The organism is Lysobacter spongiicola DSM 21749 (assembly GCF_900167055.1).
GTDB lineage: Bacteria > Pseudomonadota > Gammaproteobacteria > Xanthomonadales > Xanthomonadaceae > Novilysobacter > Novilysobacter spongiicola.
Genome location: NZ_FUXP01000004.1, coordinates 86651 through 101041, shown reverse-complemented (window position 1 = coordinate 101041; position 14391 = coordinate 86651). Strand labels below are relative to the sequence as shown.

Here is a 14391-nt window from a genome sequence, read left to right as displayed (position 1 = left end):
GGGTCTCGAGTTCCGGCCAGTCGTGCATGGCGCCGCACGAGTGCAGCGGGTCACTTGCCTGACCACCCTCAGATCCGGTCGTCGATGCCGACCACGCCGGACTGCTTTGCGCAGCGCGCGCAGCAGTAGAAGGTGCCGTCATGCTCGGCGCCGTGGCCGATGATCCTGCACTGGCAGTGGGCGCAGGTTGGGGCGAGCGCATGGATGGCACATTCGAAGGAGTCGAACGTGCCGCCGCCGTCATGGGTCTTGATGGTGAAGCTCTTGTCGTAGTCGTTGCCGCAGACGTCGCAGGTGGCCATGGTGGTTCCCGTCTTCGTTGTCGGAATCGCCACCCTAGGGGGCCAGGGCGCAAGGCGGGGTCAACGCTTCGCTGGGGCGCGGCGCCTGCCCTTGCCGTTGCGCCGGTGCGCGGCCTTCAGGAACTTCAGGGCCGCCTGTTCCCACTGCCGCGGGCCGCGGGCGCTGGCGGCCGCGCGCAGCAGGCGGCCGTCACGCCAGCCTTCGAACACGTGCGGATCGATGTAGGCCTTGCGTGCCACCGCCGGCGTGTTGCCCAGCTCACGCGCGACATCCTTGACCACGACGTTGCAGGTGGCTGCCAGCGCCCGCTCACTCGGCTCACCGCCGCTGTGGGGCTGCGGCAATGGCGTGCATGCCAACCGTCGGAAAGCCGACAGCGTGCCGCCCCATGTGCGGAAATCCTTCGCGCTGAAGGCCTCGCCCATGGCGTCACGCAGGTACTGGTTGACCTCGCCGGAATCGACCGGCTGCAGGGTGCCGTCCTCGTCCTTGTACTGGAACAGCGCCTGTCCCGGCAGTTGCTGACAGCGCCGGATCAGGCGCGCCAGCCGTGCGTCGTCGAGTTCGATGTCGTGTTCGGTTCCGCCTTTGCCACGGAATCGCAGACGGGCGCGGCCACCGCGCACGAATGCAACATGACGGTTGCGCAGCGTGGTCAGGCCGAAGGATTTGTTGCTGCGGGCATAACTGTCGTTGCCGATGCGGGCCAGGGTATCGGCCAGCAGCGCCACCACGATCGCCAGCACCTTTTCGCGCGGGAAGCCGGGCTGTTTCAGGTCGCGGCGAAGGCGCCGGCGCAGCCTCGGCAACGCCTCGCCGAACGCGACGATGCGGTCGAACTTGCCGTCGCCACGCACCTGCGCCCAGTCGGGGTGGTAGCGGTACTGCTTGCGACCGCGCGCATCCCGGCCGGTCGCCTGCAGGTGGCCATTGCGGGTGCGGCAGATCCATACCTCGGTCCAGGCCGGCGGAATCGCCAGCGACCGGATGCGCTGCAGCGTCGCCTCGTCGTCGACCGCTGCACCGGAAGGCAGGAAGTAGGAGAACGCGTCCTTTCCCCGGCGGCGCTCAATGCCCGGATTGTCGTCGCACACATAGCGCAGCCCGGCCTGGCGCGCGGTGGCTTCGGGGTCGGCCGTCTGCAGGGGTCGGGAAGGCATGGCGGCAGCATCAGCCGCCGCCCGTCTAGGACGCGCGAAACGCCGCGATGTTAAGTGGGTGGTGTTCAGCGGTCGTCGTCGTCCGCGCTGAACTCCACTTTCATGCCTTCGGACCCGCTCGACCAGGCGGTGCCGGCTTCACGGTCACACCAGCCGGGTCGGCCCTGTGCGGGGTTGTCGTAGTCGGTGCCGGCACACTCGGGACGCGCATCGACGGCGGCATTGTTGTCGCGGTATTCGGCGCTCGCACAGGCGGACAGCAAGGCGGCCGCCAACAGGGGGGCGAGGATCTTCATGTCAGGTCGCTCCGGCTTCTGGAGCGGGCAGTATGCGAACGACGCACCTGCGGCGGAAGTGCCGGAGGTGCGGCATGCAGGTCTACGCCGGCTCCAGCAGGCGCAGGCCGAACCAGTCCCGCGGATCGTTCCAGCGTCGCGCCACTCGCAGCCCGGCCCGTGCAATCAAGGCCTCGAAGCTCTGGTCGGTGTACTTGTGGCTGTACTCGACCTGCATCGCCTCGTCGGCGTGGAAGTGGAAACTGTGGTCCGCCAGTCGCACGTGCTGCTCGCGCAGGCTCACCAGGTGGGTTTCGATGCGGCCACGCTCGCGCGAGTAGCGCGCACGGTGTTCGAAGCCGGCCAGGTCGAAGTCGCTGCCGGTGTCGCGGTTCAGGCGCGCGAGCAGGTTCAGGGTGAAATCACGGGTCACGCCGGCGGCATCGTTGTATGCCGCTTCGATCAGGGCCGTGTCCTTGTCCAGGTCGATGCCCACCAGTGCCTGCCCTCGCGGCCCCATCGTCTCGCGCATGGAGCGAAGCAGCAGCGCGGCATCGTCGTGGGTGAAATTGCCGAGCGTGGAGCCGGGGAAAAAGACCAGCGTGTGCCCGCTCTCGCGGGTTGGCTGCGGCAACGGCACCGGCTGGGTGAAGTCGGCGCAGACCGGCAGCATCTCGATCGCGGGGAAGGCTTCCGCCAGCCGGCCAACGCTGGCCAGCAGCGCCGTGCGGGAGATCTCGATCGGGGTATAGGCGACCGGGTCCTCCAACCCCTCCAACAGCAACTCGGTCTTGCGGCCACTGCCACTGCCGTACTCCACCACGTGCGCACACGAGGCCACCGCGTCGGCGATCGCCGGCATGGAGGTCGCCAGCAGTTCCAGCTCGACCCGGGTCAGGTAGTACTCGGGCTGTCGGGTGATCGCCTCGAACAGCTGCGAGCCGCGACTGTCGTAGAAGTACTTGGAAGGCAACCATTTCGGCGAGGACGACAGGCCTTCGATCGCGTCGCTGGTGATGTCGCCGGAACTGGGGTGCAGGTCGGTCAGCGGGATGTCGGCCGCGGCAATACTCATCGAATGTCCCTGGCAAGCCGCAATCCGCTGAATTGCCAGCGGTCGGGCGGATGGAAGAAGTTGCGGTAGCTCGCCCGCATGTGGTCGGCGGGACTGGCGCAACTGCCGCCGCGCAGCACCTGCTGCCCACTCATGAACTTGCCGTTGTATTCGCCCAGGGAGCCGGGCAGTGGACGGAAGGCCGGGTAGGCGGCATAGGCGCTGCTGGTCCACTCCCAGACGTCACCGAACATCTGCATCGGCGCGCCGGCATCCACCGGGCCCAGCGCCGCGGCGGGATGCAGCAGGCCGCGATCGGCGAAGTTGCCGCGGACCGGCAGCGGGGCGGCGGCATGTTCCCACTCGAACTCCGTCGGCAGCCGCGCGCCGGCCCAGCGTGCAAAGGCATCGGCCTCGATATAGCTCAGGTGGCTGACCGGTGCGGCGGGATCGATCGGCCGGACACCACCGAGGGTGAATTCCCGCTCCAGGTCCTCGTCCCAGTAGAACGGTCTCGTCCAGCCTTCGGCGTTGATCCGCGCCCAGCCATCACTGAGCCACAGGTCGACGGTCCGATAGCCGCCATCGTCAATGAAGGCGCGGTACTCGGCGTTGGTCACCGGGCGCGAGGCCAGGGCATGCGGCTGCAGCAGGACGCGGTGGCGGGGTGACTCGCTGTCGAAGGCGAACGCGGTGGCTGCCGGCCATGGTGGCGCTCCGACCTCGACCAGCTGTTCGTCGACCCGATGCCATTCCAGCGGGCGGGCCTCGCCGGTGACCGCCTGCAGCTCCGGTTGGTAGGCCGGCCTCAGCGGGTTACACCAGAGCGCATGCTTGATATCCGTCAGCAGCAACTCCTGATGTTGCTGCTCGTGGTGCAGGCCCAGCGTCAGGTGTTCCAGGACCTCGGGGTCGACGCCCCCGGATAACAGGCACGCGACGCGCTCATCCACCATCTGGCGATAATCCACCACCTCCTGCAACGAGGGCCGGGACAGCAGGCCGCGCATCGGCCGGGCGTGCATCGGACCGACGGTTTCGTAGTAGCTGTTGAAGATGAAGTGCCAGTCCGGCTCGATCGGCCGATACCCCGGATCGTGCCCGAGCACGAATCGCTCGAAGAACCACGTGGTGTGCCCGAGGTGCCATTTCGCCGGACTGGCATCGGGCATCGACTGCACCATCGCGTCTTCGGCCGACAACGGTGCGGCCAGGGACAGGGTGCGCTGGCGGACGCGAAGGAATGCCTCGCGAAGGGCCTTGGAATCCGCGCCCGAAGGGTCGGCGCTCTGTGGGTCCGGAAGGGCGGGGTCGTTGACGGCGCTCATCCGCCAAGCTTACGGATCGGCCGCGAAGGCCCGGTTAAAAGTCCGTGAAGTCCGCGCGCTTCGGACGTCAGCGCCCGGGGCCGACGTCGATGAACTGCAGGAATTCGGCACGCGTCCTCGCGTCCTCGCGGAAGCTGCCAAGCATCTTCGAGGTGATCATGCTCACGCCGCGGTTGTACACGCCACGCGTGGTCATGCATTGGTGGGCGCCTTCGACCACCACCCCGACGCCGCGCGGCTGCAGCACGCGCTGGATGCAGTCGGCGATCTGCGAGGTCATCTTCTCCTGCACCTGCAGGCGGCGCGAGAATGCCTCGACCACCCGCGCCAGCTTGCTGATGCCGACCACCTTGTTGTCCGGCAGGTAGCCCACGTGCACGCGGCCGATGATCGGTGCCATGTGGTGCTCGCAATGGCTCTCGAACTGGATGTCGCGCAGCACGATCAGCTCGTCATAGCCGGCGACTTCCTCGAAGGTGCGTGCCAGGTAGGCATCCGGATCCAGGCCGTAGCCGCTGAACCACTCGGTATAGGCCTTGGCCACGCGCCGCGGGGTGTCGAGCAGGCCTTCGCGGCTCGGGTCGTCACCGGCCCAGCGCAACAGTGTGGCGATCGCCGCTTCCGCGTCTTCACGGGTCGGCCGGGGCTGTTCCAGGTCGTCGTGCTGTCGGGGGTCTTCGGCCATGGTCGGGGGTCCGGGGGTAACGGGGGATAGCGGGCCCGCCATGCTACTCCAGTGTCCGCACGGCTTCAGTACCGGCTCCGCCAGAAAAAACGGGGCCGCACCTGGCGACCCCGTCGAAACCGCGTTCTTCTTGTTTGCTTGTTCTTCTAGTTCAAGCAGATGCCGCCTTGCTCAGCGGCCGTCGCCGTCGGCGTCGCCCGGCAGGCGCCGCTCGATATGGTGCCAGCCGTCGCGCACGGCATGCTTGGCATCGTTCCACTCCAGCCGCGAATTGCTCTGCGCGCGGGTCTTGTTCCAATCGCGCTGCAGTTCCGGTTCGGCGTCCTCGAAACGCTTGCCGCGGTGCTGGCCGTAGGTCTCGTAACCATACTGGTAGGCCGGCTCGTAGTCGTTCCACTCCTTGTCGGCGGAGTAGTAGGGGGTATTCCTGTATTCGTTCTTGAAGTGCTCGCGATATTCGGTCGGGTTGATCGCTTCGGCCGCCGAATCGCCAGCCTTCGCTCCAAGCACGCCACCGGCGACGGCACCGACCGCACTGCCGATGGGGCCTCCAGCCGATCCGACCGCCGCGCCTGCCACCGCACCTGCGACCGCGCCGGTGCCTGCACCGAGACTGTGGTCCTTCTTGACGTCATTCATGGGTTTACTCCGTTGCTCGTGGGGGAAGCCGGCAACGAACACCGGCCCGTGCAAGCTAGGCCGGGGCCGGTTGAACCATGGTGAAGGACCCAGGGCCGCGGCCGCTACCGTTCAGGAAGCCTCCACGCCCAGCCGCGCGGCAAGTCCGGAAACCCGCATCGAATGGCGCGAAAGCGCCTCGCGCAGGACCGTTTCGTCCGCACACAGATGCAGGACGCTCCGGGCCCGGGTCAGCGCGGTATAGACCAGCTCGCGCGACAGCACCTTCGAGGGCTGCCTCGGCAACTGCAGCCACACTTCGTCGAATTCCGAACCCTGCGCCTTGTGCACGGTCATCGCGAATGCGGATTCATGCGCGGGCAGGGCGCCGGGGTGGAACCCCCGCAGGCCGCCGTCGCCATCGCCGGCGAACCAGGCCACCATCGCGCCAGATGCATCACGCATGCAGATGCCGACGTCGCCGTTGAACAGGCGGTGCCGATAGCTGTTCTCGGTCACCTGCAGCAGGCGGCCCTGGAAGTAACCGGACTGGCGCCCTCCAAGCAGCTCCTCGATCCGCGCGTTGAGGCCGCGGGCGCCCTGCGGACCTTCGCGCAGTGCGGTCAGCAGGCACAGCCGGCCGGCTTCCCGCAGGGCGGTGGCAGGGTCTTCCCGCGATGCCAGCGCGCGCCAGTGCCCCACCAGTGCCTCGCGGCCGGCAACCAGGGGGTCCAGTGCACCCTCATGGAATTCCACGCCCGCCAAGGCGCCGCGCAGCAGGGCCAGCGCCGCGTCGGCATCACCCGTGCGCACGGCGTCGGCCAATGGCGACAACTGCAGGCCGCTGGACTGGCGGTAGCCGTGTTGCAGGTGCACCCGGTGACCGGCCAGCCCGCCGGCCGTCGCATCGCCCTGTGTTGCAGGGGGGTCGCCAAGCAATGGCTGCAGGCGCGTGGCGTCGGCGATTGCCAGCACCTGTCCGTCGCCCGCGGCACGAAGGATGCCCGACAGCACGTCGCCAGCCTCCACGGACGGCAGCTGGTCCGGATCGCCCAGCAGGACCAGCCGGCAGCCATTGGGCACGGCCTCGACCAGCTTGCACATCAGCGGGAGGTCCACCATCGAGGCCTCGTCGACCACCACCACGTCGAACGGGAGCGGGTGGTCGGCGTCGTGGCGGAACCGGGGGCTGTCGGGGATGGTGCCGAGCAGGCGGTGCAGGGTGCTGGCGCGGACAGGCAGTTCGGACAGCAGGTCGTCGTCGAGCAGTGGCAATTGGTCGAGCCTGGCGATCGCGTTGCGCATGCTGCCGGCCATGCGGTCGGCGGCGCGGCCGGTCGGCGCGGCCAGCGCGATTCGCGGGGGCGTGCGACCTTCGGCGCGCGCCTGCTCCAGCAGGAGCACCAGCATCCGGGCGATGGTCGTGGTCTTGCCGGTGCCGGGTCCGCCGGTGACCAGCAGCAGGGATCGCAGCAGCGCCAGCGCCGCCGCACGCGCCTGGGCGTCGGCGCCGCCGGCCGCAGCAGGGAACAGTGCCGCGAACACGGGCGCCAGCGCAGCGACATCCCCGCCCGCCGGGGCCGCTGCGGCGATGCGCAGCAGCCCTTGCGCGAGCCTGCGCTCGTACTCGCGGTAACGGCGCAGGTAGACCAGCCCCTGCTCCATGACCAGCGGTGCCGAGGTCGGTGCCGCGTCTTCCGCGGCCGGGGTGGAGACCCACGGCGACCGTGCCAGCGCATCACGCCACTGCCGCGGGTCCGGCCAGTCGACCGGCCCGTCCAGCAACAGCGATGGACGCGCGAGCTCGAACCCGGCATGGCCTTGCGCGACCGCCAGCGAGGCGAGTCCGGCAGCCGCAAGTACGGGCTCTGGCGGCGCCGACCCGGTGTCCGCCATCCCGAGCCGCCGCAGCACCTGGGCCAGCGCATGGTCGAGCGGCCGCAGGCCGCCCGGTCGGGACAGCTGGTCCATCAGGCTCATGCGGCCACTCCATCGAACAGGCGGTCGAGTGCTTCGACCAGCGCGGCAGGCGGGACATGCGCGTGCACGCCTTCACCCGCCGTCCCGAGGCCCCGGCTGAACACATAGCGCACGCCGCCGAAGTCGCGCCCGTAGTCGTAGGCGCTGCCAAGGCGGAACCGCAACCAGCGATGCAGCGCCAGGGTGTAGACCAGCGCCTGCAGGTCGTACTCGCTATGCGCCATCGCCGCGGCCAGGCCGTCCGTGTCATAGGCCGGCAAGCGATTGGACTTGTAGTCCAGCAGGTACCAGCGTCCGTCGCGGGTGTAGGTGAGGTCGATCTTGCCCGTCATCAGCCCTTCCAGCTGGCGGCGGGGGCCGAACCCTTCGCGGGCCGGCACCACGCCGTGGCCGTGCAGGATCTTCAGCAGTCGCGGCACCGAGGTCGGCTGGATCGAGAAGTGGAACTCCAGCTCGGCCCGCCGGGCATCCGCGGGCAGGTCCGCAAGGCGGCCGCCCTCGGGCAGCGCGGCCGTCAGGGTGCGGCCGACCAGCCGGGTGAGCTCGGCGACGCCGTCGTCGAGATCGGCGTCCGGATAACCCGCCGTGCGCAGGGCGGCGCGCAGCGGCGCGTCCTGGCCGGGCGGCGCCGCCATCTCCCGCCAGTCCCGCCACGCCGCGAAGTCGACATGCTCCAGTGCTTCATGCAGCACGTTGCCGAACCGGCTGCCGCTGAACCGGCGATCAGCGACCTCCGCCTCTTCCGTTGCCGCGGTGTCGGCGGCAGCAGGCGGCAACGCCGGCCCCGGCTCGTCGTCGGCGGCGCGTTCCTCCGGGATCGTGGTCGTCGGCGCAACCTCCTCGCCACCCTCGGACTTGCTGAGCTGGGTGAAGCTGTACACCCACCAGTCGCGCGGGAGGGAGCGGCTGGCGCGACGGGCAGCCGGCACTTCGCCGGCCGGTTCCGGCGCCAGCGGGAGGGGCAAAGCCTGCGGCGGTCTCCGGTCGAGCCGGATCGCATCGTCCGCAGCCAAGGCCTCCAGGTCCGCCACCATCGGCGCGAGTGCGGTGGCCCTTGCTTCGAACAGTGGCCCGCACGCCAGCCAAAGCGCATGTCGTGCACGGGTCAGGCCGACGTACAGCAGGCGCGCATCCTCGGCGCGCTGCTCGTCCTGCCAATCCGAAGCAGCCGCTTGCCAGGCGCCTTCTTCGCTCCCGGCCTTCCAGTGCAACGCCCGACCGGACTCGCCGACCACCTCGCAGTGGCGGGCGGGGGAACCCGGCTTGCGACCGATGCCGACGAAGGGCAGGAACACCAGCGGGAACTCGAGGCCCTTGCTCTTGTGCAGGGTCATGATCTGCACGCGGCCGGCATCGGACTCCAGCCGCAACAGTTGCTGGTCGTCCGATGGATCGGCGCCGGCGATGCGCCCGCGCAGCCAGTCCACCAGGCCGTGCAGGCCCAGCGCGTGCGCTTCGGCATCCTGCAGGAACTCTCCCAGCTGCAGGAGGTTGGTCAGGCGGCGCTCGCCATCGGCCAATCCGAGCAGGCGTTCGGCGTGCGTCGCGCACAGGTCCGACACCAGCGCGAGCGGCCCCTGCCGCTTCCAGCGCTCGTGCCAGGCCAGCGCCAGCATCTGCTGGCTGCGCTGCCATTCGCCATCGTGGTCGAGGCGATCGATGCCGGCGGCGTCGACGCCCAGCAGCACGGTCGAAAGCGCCGCGCGCAGCCGGCCGTCATCGGCCGGATGCAGCGCCGCCTCCAGGACCGCCAGCACCTCGCCGGCCTGTTCGGTTTCGAACAGGCTCTGGCGGCCGGCCGCGACCGCCGGAATGCCGAGCTGCGCCAGCGCCGACTGCACCCGCGTGGCCTCCTTGTGGCTGCGCACCAGCACCGCGATGTCGCCCGGACGCACCGGCCGACCTTCCAGCTCTGCCCGCCCTTCGCGGGCCTCCGACAGCAGCGCGTGGATCCCGGCGACGCAGGCGCCCGTCGCGAGCGCCTTGGAGTCGTCGGCCTTGTGCGGTTTGCCGTCCTGCGCCGGTGGTAATACCCGCACCGTCAGCGCCGTGGCGGCCTTGCCGTCCCTCAGGAACTGCGTGTCGTCATTGCGGCCGCCGGGCTGCACCGGGTGGAAGCGGATCCGGGCATCGACGAAAGCCTCCTCCCCGGCCTGGTTGTACAGCGCCTCGACAGCACGCAGCACCGACGGGCGCGAGCGGAAGTTGTGCGACAACGGCGGCGCCAGACGCGCGTCCTGGCGGGCGGCCAGGTACGTATGCACGTCACCGCCGCGGAAGCCGTAGATCGCCTGCTTCGGGTCGCCAATCAGGAACAGCGAAGGCGGCCCCTCCGTTCCGGCGAAGATGCGGCGGAAGATGGCCCACTGGCGCGGATCGGTGTCCTGGAACTCGTCGACCAGCGCCACCGCGTATTGCGCACGCAGGCTGCGCACGAGGTCCGCGCCCTGTTCGCCGGCAAGCGCGTCGGCAACGCCCGCGATCAGGTCGTCGTAACCCTGTACGCGGCGCACCCGCTTGAGGTGCGCCATGCGCCCGCGAGCATCCTCGCGGATGCGGTGCAGCAGGGTCAGCGCCTGCCGCGACAGCCAGTACCGGCGGCGCTGGTCCACTTCGAACCAGTGGGACAGGGCATCGAACAAAGGGGATGCGGGCAGCTTGTCCTCGCAGCCGACCTTGGCGCACTCGCGCAGGCGCGTGGTGGTGAGTTTGTCCAGGTGGTCGTCGTCTCGGTCCAGGCATGCACCGGCCACGCCGCGCGTCAACGATGCCCATGCCTTCTCGTAGCTGGTCGACCGCGCCTTGCGCCCGTCGATGTGTTTCGCGGCGATGGCCGCGTCCAGTGCTGCCCGGGCCTCGTCTCCGTGGTGGTGGAACAACGAGCACAGCCTTGCGAATGCCTGCTGCAGTTCGGGCGTGGGGTCAGGCACGTCCGGTGGCGGTTCGGGCAACACCCGTGTCGCACCGAGCAGCGCGCCGAGGTCGTCGGCCAGCTCGGCCGGCCGCTTCCACAACACGTGCAACAGCTCGGCACCCAGGGCCTCGGCGCCATGCACGCGCCAGAGGTCGGCGGCGACTTCCTCGCGCCACTCCCGGTCGCTGGCGACCAGCTTCGCGGGATCGAACGGCTGGCCGGTATGCAGCGCATGTTCGGCCAACACCCGCGCGCAGAAGCCATGGATGGTGAACACCGGCGCAAGGTCGATCTCGAGCGTCGCGCGCTCCAGTCGCGCCAGCAGCGCCCGCAGTGGCTCGTGCTGCAACCGGCGCTCGATGATGGCGCGGGTCAGTGCGGCCTCCGGATCGGGCTCCGCTCCGGCGGATGCGTCCGGATCGGTTTCGGATGCCAGCGACCGGGCGATGTCGGCTGCAACGATCAGGCGCCTGCGCAGGCGGGCACGCAGCTCCTGGGTCGCGGCATCGGTGAAGGTCACGGCGAGCACCTCCCCCAGCCGCAATCCGCGCTCGACCACCAGCCGCACCACCAGCGTGGCGAGGGTGAAGGTCTTGCCGGTGCCGGCGCTGGCCTCGATCAGCTGCAGGCCGTCGAGTTCGACGTCCAGGTAGGCATCGGCGGGCGCGTGGTCGATGGCGTTCATGTCGGCTCGGCCTCCGCGTCCCGGCCGGCCACCACGGCGTCGAACACGATGCCCGCGATCCGCCGGAAGTCCTGCCCGAGCACTTCGTCGGCGAAGGGATCACGGCCGCGCAGCGCGATCCTTGCACTGTCGGTGCCGCCCTCGCTGAAGCCACGCTCGGCCTGCCACTGGCGTGCCGCGGCCGCCCAACCCTTGCCGTCGTCCTGCGCTTCGTACCAGCACCAGCCGGCGCGGGGGCCGAACGGCAACGGTTCGCGGAGACCCCAGGCGCGAAGACGCAGCAGCGCGCGCAACGCCTCGCGCGCCCGGTCTGGCGCGGGTGGCTCACGCAGCACCGGCCCGGGCCCGGCACCGGTGTCGAAGAACTGGGCCAGCGGCAGCCCCTTGCCGATCGCCGCCATCACCAGCCAGTCCAGCCCGTGGGTGATCTGCGCAGGGCCGTTCAACTTGTCATGGCGCAGGCGCGGCAGCCCGTGCGGGTGGATGCCGTCGACGCGCCCATGCAGCAGCACGCCGTCCAGGTCCAGCTCGAATGCCCGTGACACCGGCGCGGTGCCATTGCGCCATTCGTTGAAGGCGTCCGCATACGGCCGGAGCTGGGCGAGCTGCCCGGCCAGCTGTCGCTCGCCCAATGCGCCGCTGGGCAGCAGCCCGCGTGCACGCAGACGCGCATGCAGGCCGTCGGTTTCGCCCTGGGTGCAGGCTGCCAGCACCGCCTGCTGCAGGTGCCAGCGCTCGAGCCCGCGCTCGGGCAGCGCGAGCGGCTCCCGGTCCTCCGGTGCGTCCTCGCTGTCGGGCAGCCGGATGCCCAGGCGCTGGCGCAGGAATGCGGCGGACGGATCACGCAGGAACCCGCGCAGTTGCTCCAGTGACACCCGCTCGAGTTCGCCACCGGGCGGCAGCGGGTCCAGCGCCCAGCGGCCCGGGCTCGCGCGCCCGCCGGCAGCACTCGTGGCTGCGGGACGCCACTCGGCGCGGTAGCTGAAACGACGTGGCTCCGGCTCATCGGCAGTCGCGCCGAAAGCCGCGGGCGAGAACGGTTGCAGCGGATGGCGCACTACCAGCTCACGCCGTGCCGCGGCGGGGTCGTCGTACTGCAAGGCGGCGATGTCCAGCAATTCGGACACCAGCACCGACGGCTCCCGGTCGCTGCCGTCGCGCGGGTCCGCACCGAGGTAGCTGAGGTGGAACACCTCGGCGGCCGACGCGAACAGCTGCAGGAACAGGAAGCGGTCGTCCTCGCGCAGCGATCGGTCGCCGGCACGGCGCCGCGACGTGCCGAGTTCGGCGGTCAACAGGTTCAGCCCGGCTGCCGGATCCCGCCGCGGGTACTCGCCGTCGTTCATGCCCAGGACGCAGATCACCCGGAACGGCAACAGGCGCATCGGCACCATCCGGCCGAAGCTCACCCCGCCGGTGAGCAGCGGCGCGCGGGTGTCGGCCTCGGCGAGCGTGGTGGCGAAATGGGCCCGCACGACTTCCGGGGCCACGGGGCGATCGAAACCCGCCCGGGCCGCCGAGTCCGCGAAGGCATCGACATGCGCGCGCAGCCGTTCCAGTGCGCGCACGTCGGCGGTGCCCACGGCACCGGCAGGGAGCAGGGCGTCGAGCAGGCCCAGCAGGCGCTCGCGCCACTGCGACGCCGGCATCGCCTCGCCCAGGGTGCGCTCATGGCGGGCCAGCACGCGCAGCAGGCGGACCAGCGTGTCCAGTGCCGCCATTGCGCCGCCTTCCAGGTCCGTCCAGGGCGCTACCCCGCCGATGGGGGCATCGCTGCCGCTGGCATGGCCCAGCAACAACCGGTCCAGCGCGAACGACCAGGTGTAGGCGTCGTCCACCGGCGCCTGTTGCCGCCCGCGGTGGGCGGCGTCGATGCCCCAGCGCGCACCCGCCGCACCCAGCCAGTGCCGCAGCCGGTCGAGCGCGGCGGGATCGAGCCCGGCCACGCCAGCGATCGGCGGGCTGGCCAGCAGGTCCAGCACCTCGCCGAACCCGAAACGCGAGACCGGCAGGTCCAGCAGGCGCAGGAAGACCTCGGCCAGCGGTTCGCCGGTCAGCGGACTGGTGTCGGCCAACGCGTAGGGAATGGCATCCGCGCCGGCCACGCCGCCGAAGACGGCATGGATGTAGGGCACGTAGGGATCGATGTCGGGTGCCAGCACGGCGATCTCGCGCGGCTCCAGCGGTGGATCGAAACGCGCGTCCTCCAGCAGGCCGCGCAGGCGATCGTGCAGCACCTGCACCTCGCGCAGGCGGGTGTGGCAGGCATGCACCTGCAGGCTCGGGTCGTGCCGGTCGACCGCGGCGCGCAGCGGTGCGCCGGGGTGGGCACGGCGATGGAACAGGTCCCGATGCAAGCGCTTCAGCAGGGTGTCGGCGAACGGGCCATCCTGCGGGCGCTGCTCGGGATCGTCGTAGGCGGCGATCTCGCCGGACGGATGCACGACCTCGTAGCTGCCGAGCACTGCCATGAAGTCACGACCCGCCGCCCCCCAGGCCTGCAGCAAAGGGTTCTCCCCGCCTCCACCGTCGAAGGGATCATCGGCGCCGCTGCGCAACCGTTCACCGAGGGTCTGCAGGTCGCCCCAGTACGAGCAGGTCGGGGTGGGCAGGTAGAAGTGCAGTACGCCGACCCGCGCCTGGGTCGCGATCACCCGCAGCACGTCCGGGGAGACATTGAGGGTGGCGAAGGCGAACAACCGGCCCGGCAGCCCGGCCGGCAGCGGCGCGTCGGGTGCGGCGAACCCGCGCAGGTAGTCATCGATGCGGCGGGCACGATGGCGGCGCCCGCCGGCCACACGGCGCCATAGCGCCGCCTGCGGATCGGCGGGCCCCTTGCCGGATTCCCAGTCCAGCAGCCAGTCGCGGCGCCACGCCTGGTACTTCTCGAACACCGAAGCCAGTTCGCCGGCCAGCGACCAGGGCTTGAGCGGATCGCCGTCTCCCAGGTAGCGCCGCAAGGGCTGCAGGGCGGGCTCGCGCACCGCGGCGGAGTCCGACAGCACGCCGAGCAGCCGCCAGCACAGCGCTTCGGCATCCATGTCGTCGTCGGCACCAGCGACGTTGGCATCCAGCGCGTGCCGGACGAATTCGCCCGGGGTCAGGAATTCGAGGTTGGCGGCGATGCCATGTGCCTGCGCCAGGGTGGCCTGCAGCCAGCGGCGCATCGCCACCTGCGGGATCAGCACGATGTCCGGCGCCAGCAGCGACTGGCCCGGTGCCGGCTCGCGCAATGCCTCGGCCAGCAGCCCGGCCAGCACCTCGAGCGAATTGGAGTGGTAGAGGCGGAAGTCGGGCGCGGCGGGCATGGCGGCCATCTTGCCGTACCGGCGTCGCACCCGCCGAGACCGGGCAGCCGCTGCGCGCACCTGCGACAATGCGCCTGCCGT

General features: G+C 70.3%; 10 protein-coding genes. All 10 read right to left on the bottom strand.

Going from position 1 to position 14391, the window contains the following annotated elements:
• Positions 1–68 precede the first annotated feature (68 nt).
• The 10 genes from B5D37_RS07300 to recC all read right to left on the bottom strand — a co-directional run bounded on the left by B5D37_RS07300 (position 69) and on the right by recC (position 14319).
• Entirely contained in the window at positions 69–302 is a 234-nt protein-coding gene (locus B5D37_RS07300) for a hypothetical protein (RefSeq protein ID WP_078758067.1), read from the bottom strand.
• Positions 303–362: 60 nt separating this feature from the next.
• Positions 363–1463 carry a DNA topoisomerase IB gene (locus tag B5D37_RS07295; protein ID WP_078758066.1) on the bottom strand — a complete coding sequence of 367 codons (1101 nt, stop codon included), beginning with the start codon at positions 1461–1463 and terminating at the stop codon, positions 363–365.
• Between the two features lie 65 nt (positions 1464–1528).
• Positions 1529–1759, bottom strand: a complete 231-nt coding sequence (locus tag B5D37_RS07290; protein WP_078758065.1) for a hypothetical protein — start codon at positions 1757–1759, stop codon at positions 1529–1531.
• Positions 1760–1841: 82 nt separating this feature from the next.
• Positions 1842–2813: an L-histidine N(alpha)-methyltransferase gene (egtD, locus tag B5D37_RS07285; protein WP_078758064.1), complete on the bottom strand. Its 972-nt coding sequence runs from the start codon at positions 2811–2813 to the stop codon at positions 1842–1844.
• A complete protein-coding gene (gene egtB, locus B5D37_RS07280; RefSeq protein WP_078758063.1) occupies positions 2810–4120 on the bottom strand; it encodes an ergothioneine biosynthesis protein EgtB in 1311 nt (436 codons plus the stop codon). The genes egtD and egtB overlap by 4 nt, the downstream gene beginning before the upstream one ends.
• Positions 4121–4187: 67 nt before the next feature.
• Positions 4188–4805 carry a GTP cyclohydrolase I FolE gene (gene folE / locus B5D37_RS07275; RefSeq protein WP_078758062.1) on the bottom strand — a complete coding sequence of 206 codons (618 nt, stop codon included), beginning with the start codon at positions 4803–4805 and terminating at the stop codon, positions 4188–4190.
• A 171-nt stretch (positions 4806–4976) separates the two neighbouring features.
• The gene (locus B5D37_RS07270; RefSeq protein WP_078758061.1) at positions 4977–5444 is read right to left on the bottom strand and encodes a hypothetical protein; all 468 of its coding nucleotides are present in this window, start codon (positions 5442–5444) and stop codon (positions 4977–4979) included.
• Positions 5445–5555: 111 nt separating this feature from the next.
• Positions 5556–7403 (bottom strand): exodeoxyribonuclease V subunit alpha, encoded by a 1848-nt coding sequence (recD, locus tag B5D37_RS07265; RefSeq protein ID WP_078758060.1) that lies wholly within the window; start codon positions 7401–7403, stop codon positions 5556–5558.
• The gene (locus B5D37_RS07260) at positions 7400–11002 is read right to left on the bottom strand and encodes a UvrD-helicase domain-containing protein (protein WP_078758059.1); all 3603 of its coding nucleotides are present in this window, start codon (positions 11000–11002) and stop codon (positions 7400–7402) included. The genes recD and B5D37_RS07260 overlap by 4 nt, the downstream gene beginning before the upstream one ends.
• The gene (recC, locus tag B5D37_RS07255) at positions 10999–14319 is read right to left on the bottom strand and encodes an exodeoxyribonuclease V subunit gamma (protein ID WP_078758058.1); all 3321 of its coding nucleotides are present in this window, start codon (positions 14317–14319) and stop codon (positions 10999–11001) included. Before recC ends, B5D37_RS07260 begins: the two co-directional genes overlap by 4 nt.
• Positions 14320–14391: the final 72 nt, after the last annotated feature.

Excerpts from the sequence above, each read along its gene's own strand:
- B5D37_RS07290 (WP_078758065.1), bottom strand. The coding sequence starts at position 1,759 with ATGAAGATCCTCGCCCCCCTGTTGGCGGCCGCCTTGCTGTCCGCCTGT.
- B5D37_RS07260 (WP_078758059.1), bottom strand. The coding sequence starts at position 11,002 with ATGAACGCCATCGACCACGCGCCCGCCGATGCCTACCTGGACGTCGAA.
- egtD (WP_078758064.1), bottom strand. The coding sequence starts at position 2,813 with ATGAGTATTGCCGCGGCCGACATCCCGCTGACCGACCTGCACCCCAGT.
- recC (WP_078758058.1), bottom strand. The coding sequence starts at position 14,319 with ATGGCCGCCATGCCCGCCGCGCCCGACTTCCGCCTCTACCACTCCAAT.
- folE (WP_078758062.1), bottom strand. The coding sequence starts at position 4,805 with ATGGCCGAAGACCCCCGACAGCACGACGACCTGGAACAGCCCCGGCCG.
- egtB (WP_078758063.1), bottom strand. The coding sequence starts at position 4,120 with ATGAGCGCCGTCAACGACCCCGCCCTTCCGGACCCACAGAGCGCCGAC.
- B5D37_RS07300 (WP_078758067.1), bottom strand. The coding sequence starts at position 302 with ATGGCCACCTGCGACGTCTGCGGCAACGACTACGACAAGAGCTTCACC.
- B5D37_RS07295 (WP_078758066.1), bottom strand. The coding sequence starts at position 1,463 with ATGCCTTCCCGACCCCTGCAGACGGCCGACCCCGAAGCCACCGCGCGC.
- recD (WP_078758060.1), bottom strand. The coding sequence starts at position 7,403 with ATGAGCCTGATGGACCAGCTGTCCCGACCGGGCGGCCTGCGGCCGCTC.
- B5D37_RS07270 (WP_078758061.1), bottom strand. The coding sequence starts at position 5,444 with ATGAATGACGTCAAGAAGGACCACAGTCTCGGTGCAGGCACCGGCGCG.